General features: G+C 50.0%; 10 protein-coding genes. 4 read left to right on the forward strand and 6 right to left on the reverse strand.

Going from position 1 to position 11,649, the window contains the following annotated elements:
* The first annotated feature begins 159 nt into the window (after positions 1-159).
* The 4 genes from accA to kdsA all read left to right on the forward strand — a co-directional run bounded on the left by accA (position 160) and on the right by kdsA (position 5,287).
* Positions 160-1,110, forward strand: coding sequence for an acetyl-CoA carboxylase carboxyl transferase subunit alpha (accA, locus tag KDK13_RS18890; protein WP_257286561.1), 951 nt, complete (start codon positions 160-162; stop codon positions 1,108-1,110).
* 134 nt (positions 1,111-1,244) lie between these two features.
* A complete protein-coding gene (gene tilS / locus KDK13_RS18895; RefSeq protein ID WP_257286562.1) occupies positions 1,245-2,573 on the forward strand; it encodes a tRNA lysidine(34) synthetase TilS in 1,329 nt (442 codons plus the stop codon).
* A 159-nt stretch (positions 2,574-2,732) separates the two neighbouring features.
* Entirely contained in the window at positions 2,733-4,376 is a 1,644-nt protein-coding gene (locus KDK13_RS18900; RefSeq protein WP_257286563.1) for a CTP synthase, read from the forward strand.
* 59 nt (positions 4,377-4,435) lie between these two features.
* Positions 4,436-5,287, forward strand: a complete 852-nt coding sequence (gene kdsA, locus KDK13_RS18905) for a 3-deoxy-8-phosphooctulonate synthase (RefSeq protein WP_257286564.1) — start codon at positions 4,436-4,438, stop codon at positions 5,285-5,287.
* 103 nt (positions 5,288-5,390) lie between these two features.
* On the opposite strand, the gene KDK13_RS18910 is transcribed toward kdsA, so the two are convergent.
* From KDK13_RS18910 to pstS, 6 genes are all read right to left on the reverse strand, one after another.
* Positions 5,391-6,113 carry a hypothetical protein gene (locus KDK13_RS18910; RefSeq protein WP_257286565.1) on the reverse strand — a complete coding sequence of 241 codons (723 nt, stop codon included), beginning with the start codon at positions 6,111-6,113 and terminating at the stop codon, positions 5,391-5,393.
* Positions 6,114-6,506: 393 nt separating this feature from the next.
* Positions 6,507-7,331: a hypothetical protein gene (locus tag KDK13_RS18915; RefSeq protein WP_257286566.1), complete on the reverse strand. Its 825-nt coding sequence runs from the start codon at positions 7,329-7,331 to the stop codon at positions 6,507-6,509.
* A gap of 272 nt (positions 7,332-7,603) precedes the next feature.
* Positions 7,604-8,362 (reverse strand): phosphate ABC transporter ATP-binding protein PstB, encoded by a 759-nt coding sequence (pstB, locus tag KDK13_RS18920; RefSeq protein ID WP_373692258.1) that lies wholly within the window; start codon positions 8,360-8,362, stop codon positions 7,604-7,606.
* 107 nt (positions 8,363-8,469) lie between these two features.
* Complete coding sequence (gene pstA, locus KDK13_RS18925; RefSeq protein WP_257286568.1) at positions 8,470-9,312, reverse strand: phosphate ABC transporter permease PstA; 843 nt, start codon at positions 9,310-9,312, stop codon at positions 8,470-8,472.
* A gap of 10 nt (positions 9,313-9,322) precedes the next feature.
* The gene (gene pstC / locus KDK13_RS18930; RefSeq protein ID WP_257286569.1) at positions 9,323-10,264 is read right to left on the reverse strand and encodes a phosphate ABC transporter permease subunit PstC; all 942 of its coding nucleotides are present in this window, start codon (positions 10,262-10,264) and stop codon (positions 9,323-9,325) included.
* Between the two features lie 88 nt (positions 10,265-10,352).
* Positions 10,353-11,402 carry a phosphate ABC transporter substrate-binding protein PstS gene (gene pstS / locus KDK13_RS18935; protein WP_257286570.1) on the reverse strand — a complete coding sequence of 350 codons (1,050 nt, stop codon included), beginning with the start codon at positions 11,400-11,402 and terminating at the stop codon, positions 10,353-10,355.
* Between the last annotated feature and the right edge of the window lie 247 nt (positions 11,403-11,649).

Genomic DNA, 11,649 nt, shown 5'->3' on the forward strand with positions numbered 1-11,649 from the left:
AGTCAGGCAATGAAAATAGGGAAGTTATTTCCAGACAACTTTTGAGGGCTGCAGTACTGAGGGTTTGTTTACAGGTGATTACGCTTTTTAACTCGACTTTCCGGCGGTGTTTACGTATTTTGGTCTCTATTTACTCTCCGGCCATGATAAGTGGATTTCATGAACCCGAATTACCTGGATTTTGAACAGCCTATTGCAGAACTGGAAGCCAAGATAGAAGAACTTCGGCTGGTCAGCAGTGATGCAGAACTGAATATTACAGAAGAGATTGCCACACTGCAGGATAAGTGTCGTAGTCTGACGGATGCCATTTTCAGCAACCTTTCTCCCTGGCAGGTGGCCCAGCTGGCCAGGCATCCCAGAAGGCCTTATACGCTGGACTACATTCGCCATATTTTTACCGAGTTTGATGAACTCCATGGGGATCGCCATTTTGCCGATGACGCTTCCATTGTTGGTGGTATGGCTCGACTGGAGGGGCGGCCGGTCATGGTGATCGGTCATCAGAAGGGGCGTGAGATCGAAGAGAAAGTCCGCCGGAATTTCGGTATGCCAAAACCGGAAGGTTACCGCAAAGCCTGTCGCCTGATGGAAATGGCAGAGCGTTTCAATATGCCTGTCCTGACCTTTATTGATACGCCGGGAGCATACCCCGGTATTGGTGCCGAGGAACGTGGCCAGAGTGAGGCGATTGCCTACAACCTGGCGGTGATGTCGCGCCTGAAAGTGCCAGTGATTTCTACGGTGATCGGTGAAGGTGGTTCCGGTGGCGCCCTGGCCATTGGGGTTTGTGATCATCTGGTGATGATGGGGTATTCAACCTACTCCGTTATTTCTCCTGAAGGCTGTGCCTCCATTCTCTGGAAAAAAGCCGAGTACGCTTCTACCGCCGCAGAAGCCATGGGGGTAACTGCCGGTCGTTTAAAAGAGCTGGGTCTGGTGGATACCCTGGTGGAAGAACCATTGGGTGGTGCGCACCGTGATCCTGAAGCCGCGGCTGCCAGTTTGAAAACAACGCTGGTGGCCCAGCTGAATATCCTTTCGGCACTGGACAGCAATACCCTGCTGGAAAATCGTTACCAGAAAATCAGGGATTTTGGGGCGCTTTGATTCCTAAAACGATTTCTAAAACGATGGTAAAAACGGCCTCAAAACCGAGTGCAGGGGTCGATTCCTGTCACCCACTCAGTCCTGAGTGGGTACTTGATCAACTATGTTCAAGTCTTGAGTTACCATGCCCATTAATGGTTGCATTCAGTGGTGGTGTTGACTCTACCGTTTTACTCCATTTGCTGGCCTGCCTGCGTGACCAGGGAGGTATCTCTGATGTGCACGCCGTTCATATTCACCATGGTTTGAGCCGCTACGCTGATCAGTGGGCTGAACACTGCCAGTCCATATGTGCACAGTGGCAGGTGCCTCTGACGATAGCCAGAATTTGTCTGGAGAATGAAGGGTATGGCTTGGAGCAGGCCGCCAGGGATGCCCGATACCGGGTATTTGAGAATGCTTTAAAGAAGGGAGGCTGTCTGCTCCAGGGACATCATCGTGATGATCAGGCTGAGACGATCCTGCTCAGGTTATTCAGGGGGACCGGCGCTGATGGTATTCAGGGAATTCCTGAAAAAAGGTCCCTGGGTAATGGGCTGTTGCTACGGCCCTTACTGAATGTGCCGAGATTGGCTATTGAAAATTACGCCCGGGTCAATGGTCTTCAGTTTATTGATGATGACAGTAATACGGATGAACGCTTTTCCCGTAACTTTCTTCGTCAGCGACTGATTCCCATGGTGGAAGAGCGCTGGCCGGGTGCGTCTGAACGATTGGTTGAATTTGTGCGGGAAGTGGGTCAGATCAATCAGACCGTGCAGCAGCAAACGGCCGATCAGTTGAAATACTGTGTTGAGTATCGCCCCCAATGGCTACTTGACCAGCAGCCGCTGATTAACATAGCTTCGCTGAAATCCCTCGATGCCAGCTCCCGGCGACGAGTGGTTCGCCAGTGGTTGAAACTGCAGGGAATACAATCCCCTTCAAGAGAAATCCTTGAACATATCTTTGCTCAAGTGGTTGAGGCTCGCATCGACGCCGAGCCTCTGCTGAAAGTTTCATCTCGCTTTACCCTGACGCGCTACCAGCAAATGCTGGTGGTGCTGGACGAAGAAGAGAACTTGCCGGCATTTGAGCCGATGATATGGAACTGGCAGAAAGAGCCAATAGTGGTGTTGGGGGACCGGTCCCTGATCTGCAGTTGTGACCAGGCGCAAAATGGCAGAGCCATCCGATTGCCACAAAAACCGTTACTGTTGAAACGCCGTTGCCATATTTCAGGGGATGAAAAGTTTGCCATTGTCGGACGACAAGGCCGAAAGACACTGAAAAAATGGTTTCAGGATTATAAAGTGCCACCCTGGCTGAGAGAATTTCTGCCTTTGGTGTTTGATGGTGACCAAATGGTAGCCGCTCCCGGGCTTTGGCACTGTGTTGATGAGAGCTGTGTCGATGAGCGCTGTGTTGATCACCTCTCAGCCGATGTCGAGGATATTTTCCTAAGCTGGAAAAGCGTCAGATAACCTGGCTCCCTTTCGGAAAACCGAGGGGTTTTGATAACCGATTATCCAACAATTGGCCGGATAACGGTTTTACGTTTACCGTCAGTTTTGGTATCCTGATATCCCATCTTGAGACTCTCTTTTTCACCCCGCTTTTAATTTGATTCACAGCAGGTAAGCATGACGCGTTATATTTTCGTCACCGGCGGTGTTGTTTCCTCGTTAGGCAAAGGCATCGCATCGGCATCTCTCGCCGCCATTCTTGAGGCACGTGGTCTCAAGGTGACGATGCTCAAGTTGGATCCTTACATCAACGTTGATCCGGGTACCATGAGTCCCTTCCAGCATGGTGAGGTTTTCGTTACCGAAGATGGTGCAGAGACTGACCTGGACCTGGGGCATTACGAGCGTTTTATCCGTACCACCATGAAGCAGGGTAATAACTTTACCTCTGGCCGTATTTACCAGGACGTACTGCGTAAAGAGCGTCGTGGCGACTATCTGGGTGGTACTGTACAGGTTATTCCGCACATCACTGATGAGATCAAGCGCCGGGTGGTCAGCGGTGCCGGTGATGCAGATATCGCCCTGGTGGAAGTGGGGGGAACTGTTGGTGATATCGAATCCCAGCCATTCCTGGAAGCCATTCGTCAGTTGAAGGTAGAGCTGGGTTCCCAGCGAGCCATGCTGATGCACCTGACGCTGGTGCCTTACATCAAAACCGCCGGTGAGACCAAAACCAAGCCGACCCAGCATTCGGTTAAAGAGCTGCGTTCCATCGGTCTTCAGCCGGATATCCTGGTCTGCCGCAGTGAGCAATACATCGATGCCTCGGCCCGCCGCAAGATCTCGCTGTTTACCAACGTTGAAGAGCGCGCGGTTATCTCCCTGGAAGATGCGGACAGTATTTACAAAATTCCCCGGATGCTGCATGGGCAGGGTCTGGATCAGATCATTGTGGATCGTTTCAACCTGGGCTGTCAGGCAGCGGACCTTTCTGAATGGGACGATGTGGTGGATCGTGAGTTTAACTACTCCGAAGAGATCACTATCGCCATGGTCGGCAAGTACATGGAACTGCTGGATGCCTATAAGTCGCTGATTGAGGCGATCAAGCATGCCGGCCTGAAAACCCGTACCAGGGTCAATATTCGTTATATCGACTCGGAAACCATTGAGCAGGAGGGGCTTTGCGCCCTGGAAGGTGTGTCTGCCATTCTGGTGCCCGGTGGTTTTGGTCACCGCGGTGTTGAAGGCAAGATCGAGACCGTACGCTATGCCCGTGAGAACAGGATTCCTTTCCTGGGTATCTGTCTTGGCATGCAGGTGGCTGTTATTGAGTATGCCCGCCATGTTGCCGGCCTGGAAGGGGCGAACAGTTCTGAATTTGACCGTCAGACTGCCCATCCGGTGATTGGTCTGATTACTGAGTGGATTGATGCTGACGGTCTGGTTGAAAAGCGTGACGAGGGCTCTGATCTGGGTGGAACCATGCGTCTGGGTGCCCAGAACTGTAACCTGGTTGCCGGTACACTCTCTCGTGAAGCCTATGGCCGGGATGTGATTACCGAGCGTCACCGTCACCGTTATGAAGTGAATAACCATTACGTCAAGACACTGGCAGACGCTGGCCTGGTGATTGCCGGTCGTTCAGACGCCGAGTGCCAGGAGAGTAGCCTGGTAGAAATCGTTGAGATTCCTGACCATCCATGGTTTGTCGCCTGTCAGTTCCACCCGGAATTTACCTCAACGCCCCGTGATGGCCATGGTCTGTTTTCTGCCTTTATTAATGCCGCGTTGGCTTACAGGCACGGTGCCAACTGAAGCCAATCGGTGATGCCTGCGTCTGCAGGCTCTTTTCTGGAAAGCCTGAAGGAACGTTTGTGAAAAGCAAAATTGTTGATGTTAATGGCATTCAGGTCGCCAATGACCTGCCGTTTGTCCTGTTTGCCGGGATGAACGTACTGGAATCAAGAGACCTGGCCATGAAAGTGGCAGAAGCGTATGTACGGGTTACTGAAAAACTCGGTATTCCTTATATCTTCAAGGCTTCTTTTGATAAGGCTAACCGTTCGTCAATCGCCTCCTACCGTGGTCCGGGCATTGATGAAGGGTTGAGAATTTTTCAGGAACTGAAAGCGACCTTCGGCTTTCCGGTGATTACCGATGTTCATGAACCCCATCAGTGCCAGTCTGTGGCGGAAGTGGTGGATGTGATTCAGTTGCCTGCATTTTTAGCTCGCCAGACTGACCTGGTGGAAGCCATGGCAAAAACCGGTGCGGTCATCAACATCAAGAAGCCGCAGTTTCTCAGCCCTGGTCAGATGGGGAATATTACGGATAAATTCCGTGAAGCGGGTAATGACCGTTTGATTCTCTGTGAGCGTGGGGTGAACTTTGGCTATGACAACCTGGTGGTTGATATGCTGGGTTTCCATACCATGAAACAGGTGAGCGGCGGTGCGCCGGTTATCTTCGATGTGACTCACTCGTTGCAGTGCCGTGACCCAATGGGGGCCGCTTCCGGTGGTCGCCGCCACCAGGTGACTGAACTGGCCCGCGCCGGTATGGCGGTTGGTCTGGCAGGACTGTTCCTGGAGTCTCACCCGGATCCTGACAACGCCCGCTGTGATGGTCCTTCGGCTTTGCGTTTATCCATGCTGGAACCATTCCTGGCTCAGATGAAAGCGCTGGATGAGTTGGTTAAATCCTTTCAGCCGTTGGATACTCACTGATCCGTTGTTATTTGGCTGGGAACATCCACTTCTGTTTACGTCATAACGGAAGTGGAAGCTGTAGAATAAAAAAACTGAATTTTTCAAAAATCAGGGGTGGAGTTCAGGAACGAGGGCCTAGTCCTGCATTGTCTGTAGTAATCTCCAAAATGGCTTTCAATAATGCTCTCCCTGCTTCTTTCTGTGAATTAATTTGCGCATTCATTTTTTCTATGCTTGTTTTTTTCACCGGCGGAAATATAAACAGTGAGTCTGTGAAGATATCCAGTAAATCATCTTTGGTGACGAGTTGCTTTCCTTCGGATTCATCAGTGGCAGGTGCGAAATAAAATGCATTTTTGATGACAGAAAGATTAATGGATATTGCATCTTTCTGGTCCGGGGTAATTTTTTCAGTCAGACTGGCAAGCTTTGTTTTTAAAGCTGCCGTGTCAACTTTTGTGATGCCTTTTTTTGTGGCCATGACACTTTTAAAAGACGATATCGTGAGAGTTTTGTCTTTTGACATCGCTTTTTTGAAGAGGTTGCCACAGCTCAACGGATTGTTCACCAGATCGTCGGGGATAGCTGAAGTATCCATGACGTTAAGGGCAGCATTGAGCTGGGATATGGAGGTGTTTTTTCTAAATAACCCTTCAGGGTATTTGGCAATGGATTTGCTGAGTTTGTCAGCAATAACTCGTCTATTAAGCATTTTTCTGCAATGTACGGGTGTTTCTTCCTTCTGGGACAATGCCTCGCGCTGAACGGCGGTGAGGTTATCAAGGGTAGTAGCGATATCCTTGACTGTTTCCTGCTGCTGTAGCTGGGTAATGGCATTGTCCACAGCTGTTCTGGTTTTCCGGGTTGTTTTATTGTCTCTGAATCCCCGGAATCTGTCTGTCGATATTGCCCGGTCCCGTAGATCGGTTTCGGCAGGTTTAGTATCGGTATCCAGGGGCTGTCTGGAAACATCAAGTCTTTTGATTTCTCTTCCCTGATGATCAACGCCTGTTTCTTCTTTAGAAGCCTCGGTATCATTTTTGTTAATGATATCGGTGCTTGGAATGGAAGGCGTGTTGCCAATGCGCTCATGACTCATGATGAATTACCTGGAAGAATAACAATATTTTTTATATCTGTAGTTATTCTTCAGGCTTGAGCAATGAATTGGTGACTTTTATATCAGTGGCAGTAATGCCAATCGATTGCTTACAATTCAACCCCTTTGAAGACGAAATTACTCTTTTTTCCGAACAACCTTAGTGAATAAAAAAAACTCTTGTCTTTGTAATTCAGCCAGTTTGACGAGTTCTTCAATGCATGATTTGGTATTTTCTGTTTTTATGGGCAGTGAAGCATTTGGCTCATAAATAATAAACTCTGATTCTGAACGTTTAAGTACAACACATACGTGAGCAATTCCTTCTTTTCCTTCTTCATTTTTTTTGGGAGTCGTAATACAAAAAAGTGCATCGTTAATGTTTAAACTATCTATTGGAGGAGATTCAGCAAGTGGTAAATCTTCTTTGACAAAATCAGGGTTTGCTATGTAGTTTGCATCACACTGCCAGCCTGTTAAATCTAAATGATTCACCATCCCGTAGTAGCGGTTGCTACTTTGTTCATATATTTTTTCATAGGCGTCTTTCAGAGCAGAGGAGTCAAAAATAGGGAAGTCTTCTGGTTTGTTTAGCCACATTATGCATTTAACAACACAAATTGCCCTTTCCTGTGGAATTCCTGCTTCTTTTAATATTGAAGATTCCAGATTCCTGTTAAGTTTAATCAACAATGATGGATCAACTTTTGTAGTTGCCAATAGATACAACATGGCGGGTACCTGGGAAATCGTATACCGTAAAAGCGATTGGCCAAAGGAGCCGGGGGGGGAATCCTGGTTCAGTAGTGAAGTGACCGCGAAACCTGCAAGACTAAGACTTGCCGCTTTCACTGATCTGTTTGACCAGTTTGATTCATTGGCAGAATCTTCGGTTGACTTAGACGAAGGTTCAATATTGGCTGAGGGCTGTGAAATCTGATTATTAGCTGTACCGGGAGTCATCTTATCATTCCTTATGCTGCGTTTAAGTGATTAAATAGCTAAATGAAGATAGTTGACTATTTGCTATCCGATAAATCACTAACCTGCTGGTTAGTTTTTATAACAAACACTGATTTATTATTTGTTGAATCTCGATATTTGTCGTGGGCAGCAGCCTGATAGCTGGATGGTCAGTCAGTAGAGGAACAGGATTAACCTGTTCCTTTATGATGAGCAGTTTTTTAGCTACGGCAATGCTTAAAGCTATTGAAGTGTAGAGCAGGGGCTAAATATCAACCAAAGTTCCCGGCAATATAGTCGCGTGTCTTCTGGTTATCAGCATTGTGGAATATTTTCCCGGTAGGACCGAATTCCATCAACTTTCCAAGGTACATAAAGCCCGTGTAATCAGAAATACGCATCGCCTGCTGCATGTTATGGGTGACAATCACGATGGTGTACTTTTCCCGCAGCTCGGTAATCAGCTCCTCGATGGCTGCCGTGGCCAGAGGGTCCAGTGCGGATGTCGGCTCATCCATCAGAATGACTTCGGGCTTCAGGGCAATAGTACGGGCAATGCACAGGCGTTGCTGCTGTCCGCCAGACAGGCTGCTGGCATCGGCATTCAGTTTATCCTTTACCTCTTTCCACAGGTGAGCACGTTTCAGCGCCTTCTTGGCCCGTACTGCCATTTGTGGGGCTGACATGCCACCCTGCATTTTCAGGCCAAAAGTGATGTTGTCATAGATGGACATGGGGAATGGGGTTGGCTTCTGGAAAACCATGCCGACCTTGGAGCGCAACGCGTTCAAGTCCACATTGCTCTTGAGAATATCTTCACCGTCCAGTAGTACCTCGCCTTCGGCATGCTGAGTGCCGTACAGGTCATAGATACGGTTCATGGTTCTCAGCAGTGTGGATTTACCACAGCCGGAGGGGCCGATCAAGGCAGTGACCCGGTTGTTGTAAATGGGCATATTGATATTTTTCAACGCAGGCTCAGCGCCCTTGTTATAGAAAAAATTCAAATCCCTGACTTCCATCCGTGGCATCGGGTTGGCACTTTCCAGTCCGGTTACAGTAACGTCAGATACTGCCTGTACACTGTCGATATGCTCAGGACGTTCTTCCATAAAAACGTTCACGTTGTTATTCATGGTCATTTGGCAGCCTTTCTTGCTTTCAGCCAGCGAGGTAACACGGTGGCCAGAATATTGATAATCAGAATAAAAGTGGTAATCAGCAGAGCGCCGGCCCAGGCCAGCTCATTCCATGACTCATAAGGACTCATGGCGTACTGGTAAATGGTCACCGGCAGGTTGGCCATGGGTTGGCTCATGTCCGTGGTCATGTAGTTGCTGTTCAGTGCGGTAAACAGCAGCGGGGCGGTTTCACCGGTAATACGGGCCATGGCCAGCAGTACGCCGGTGATAATGCCGGGGCCGGCAGCGCGATAGCAGAGTTTGGTAATGACCTGCCAGCGGGGTGCTCCCAGGCCGCTGCCTGCTTCTTTCAGGGTGGTTGGCACCAGTCGCAGCATCTCTTCAGTAGTACTGACAATAATGGGCAGTGCCAGAATGGCCAGGGCGGTTGCACCTGCCCAGCCAGAGAATGAACCGGTAGTAACCACCACCATCTTATAAACGAACAGGCCGATCAGGATCGAGGGTGCGCTCATCAGCATGCCGTTCAGAAAGCGCAGCATCTCTGCGGCTTTTGATGACTTGTTGCTTTCGGACAACCAGGTGCCAGCCAGAATGCCCAGTGGTGTCGCAATAACAATGCCCAGGGTGGTCAGTATCAAACTGCCGACAATGGCGTTTTTCAGGCCGCCATGGCTACCCGGTCCGGGTGTCAACTCAGTAAAGATATGCAGCCCCATGCCGGCAATGCCCTTGCCAACCAGGCTATACAGTACGCTGGATAACACGACCAGGCCAAACAGTGCTGACAGTATGCAGAAACCGATAAATGCCTGGTTTTTGAGTTTTCTTAATGACATCACCGACTCCTTAACGCTTTCTCAACAGGATGCGCGCCGCACCCATAACCACAAAAGTCAGGATAAACAGCACCAGACCCAGGCTGATCAATGAGGCAATATGCAGCTCATTGGTGGCCTCATTGAACTGTTGGGCAATGGTGGAGGAGATGGAGCTGGCTGGCATAAAGAGCGAAGTCTCAATACGGTTGGCACCGCCAATAACAAATGCAACCGCCATGGTTTCACCCAGGGCACGGCCAAGGCCGAGAATACCCGCACCGACAGCCGCATTCTTGATGGTAGGCAGCAGTACCCGGGTAATCACTTCATAGGGTGTAGCACCAATGCCGTATGCTGCCTCACGAACCACGTTCGGCACGGTTTTCAGGGCGTCGCGGGTCAGGGCGGTGATGATGGGCAGGATCATAAACGACAGAATGATACCCGCAGTCAGCAGGCCGATGCCAATGGGAGGGCCATCAAACCAGGGGCCAATCAGGGGGATATTTACCAGATTCTCCAGCGCCCAGAACTGGAAACCTTCAGAGAACCAGGGAGCGAAGACGAACAGGCCCCACATGCCGTAGATAATACTGGGCACCGCAGCCAGTAGCTCAATGGCCATACCCACGGGCCTGCTGATCCATTCCGGTGCCAGTTCAGCCAGGAAGATGGCGGTCCCGAGTCCGATGGGAATGGCGATAACAATGGCGATCAGCGATGAAACCAGAGTACCGTAAATAGCGGCTGCGGCACCAAATTCACCACCGACAGGATCCCAGGTGTTATTGAAGATAAAGCCGGGGCCAAATTTGGCCAGCGCCTGCCAGCCACCATCAATCAGGGAGAGAATGATGCCGATCAGCACCAGGAAGATTAATACGGCACTGGCAAAGCTGAGGCGATGGAACACCGAATCGCCGTTGATTGCGCCAGGTCGTAATGTGAGAGCACTGGTAGTGGAATGCATAACTGTCAGAAGGGCAATGAGCCGTCAAGCTCATTACCCTGAAATCCTTCCTACTTTTTTAAATAAACGTTAAATAAACGTCACAGGTTTACTGGATGATGGCTGTGCCTTTATGGGTCAGCTGCGCTTTCCAGGTGTTTTCAACCAGTTCAACGACGCTCTTTGGCATGGGGATGAAATCCAGTGCTTCGGCCATATCGCCACCGTTTTCATAGCTCCAGTCAAAGAATCTGACGATCTCTCTGGCGCGGCCGGCATCGACCTGATCCCTGTGCATCAGGATGAAGGTGGCAGCGGTCATTGGCCAGGAATCAGCGCCAGGCTGGTTATTGAGCAGCAGGCGGAAGCCGGGAGCGTTTTTCCAGTCGGCGTTCATTGCGGCTGCCTGGAAAGTTTCCATGGTCGGTTGCAGAAACTTGCCTTCGGCACTGGCCAGCTGGGTATGGCTCAGGTTGTTCTGCTTGGCAAAAGCATACTCGACGTAACCAATGGAACCACGGGTGCGGCGGACAAAATTGGCCACACCGGCATTGCCGTTAGCGCCAATGGTGGTCGCCGCTTTAGGCCAGGTAATGTCAGTATTGGTGCCGACGTCTTTTTTCCAGGTCTCACTGACCTGGCTCAGGTAGTCCGTGAAGTTATAAGTGGTGCCGGAGCCGTCTGAGCGGTGTACCACGTAGATGGATTGTCCTGGAATCTTCAGGTCCGGGTTGATACGGGTAATGCGCTCGTCATTCCACTTTTTGATCTTGCCCATATAAATGTCGGCAACAATGTCACCGGTCAGTTTCAGGGCGCCTGGCTCAATGCCCGGAATATTGACAACCGGAACAATGGCACCCATCACCATTGGGAACTGAATCATGCCTTCATCATTCAGTTTCTGTTGATCCAGGGGAGCATCGGTGGCGCCAAAATCAACCGTTTTGGCAGTAATCTGGCGAATACCGCCACCGGAACCGATGGCCTGGTAGTTGATTTTTACGCCGGTTTCCCGGTTGTACTCTTCTGCCCACTTGGCATAGATAGGGTGCGGAAAGCTGGCGCCAGCACCGTTGATTGATTGTGCACTGGCTGCTGCGGAAAAAGCAGCGGCAGCCAACACTGAGGATACGACAACTGACTTGAAGAACGTCATGGTTCTTTTCCCCCGGTAACGCTTTGAGCGTGTTTGTGTTCGATGGAAGTCAGAATAGGGGGGGAATGTTACAGAAATATTACTTGTATATTTCAGAACGATGACATTCTGTTTCAGGCATTTGAGGTCAGGTTACCAGAGCCTTGCCAATCCATTAGGCAGGGGCAGGAAAAAATTGACTGGAATAGAACAAAACTGAGGCGCAATCCCGCTCCCTTCAGGGGCGGGTCAGCCGAGACTAATTTCT

This window comes from Endozoicomonas sp. SESOKO1 (assembly GCF_024606265.1).
Taxonomy (GTDB): Bacteria; Pseudomonadota; Gammaproteobacteria; order Pseudomonadales; family Endozoicomonadaceae; genus Endozoicomonas.

What these genes read in the sequence shown, in the direction of transcription:
- accA (WP_257286561.1), top strand. Translation starts at nt 160, where the DNA reads ATGAACCCGAATTACCTGGATTTTGAACAGCCTATTGCAGAACTGGAA.
- tilS (WP_257286562.1), top strand. Translation starts at nt 1,245, where the DNA reads ATGGTTGCATTCAGTGGTGGTGTTGACTCTACCGTTTTACTCCATTTG.
- KDK13_RS18900 (WP_257286563.1), top strand. Translation starts at nt 2,733, where the DNA reads ATGACGCGTTATATTTTCGTCACCGGCGGTGTTGTTTCCTCGTTAGGC.
- KDK13_RS18915 (WP_257286566.1), bottom strand. Translation starts at nt 7,331, where the DNA reads ATGACTCCCGGTACAGCTAATAATCAGATTTCACAGCCCTCAGCCAAT.
- pstB (WP_373692258.1), bottom strand. Translation starts at nt 8,362, where the DNA reads ATGCCACGGATGGAAGTCAGGGATTTGAATTTTTTCTATAACAAGGGC.
- pstA (WP_257286568.1), bottom strand. Translation starts at nt 9,312, where the DNA reads ATGTCATTAAGAAAACTCAAAAACCAGGCATTTATCGGTTTCTGCATA.
- pstC (WP_257286569.1), bottom strand. Translation starts at nt 10,264, where the DNA reads ATGCATTCCACTACCAGTGCTCTCACATTACGACCTGGCGCAATCAAC.
- pstS (WP_257286570.1), bottom strand. Translation starts at nt 11,402, where the DNA reads ATGACGTTCTTCAAGTCAGTTGTCGTATCCTCAGTGTTGGCTGCCGCT.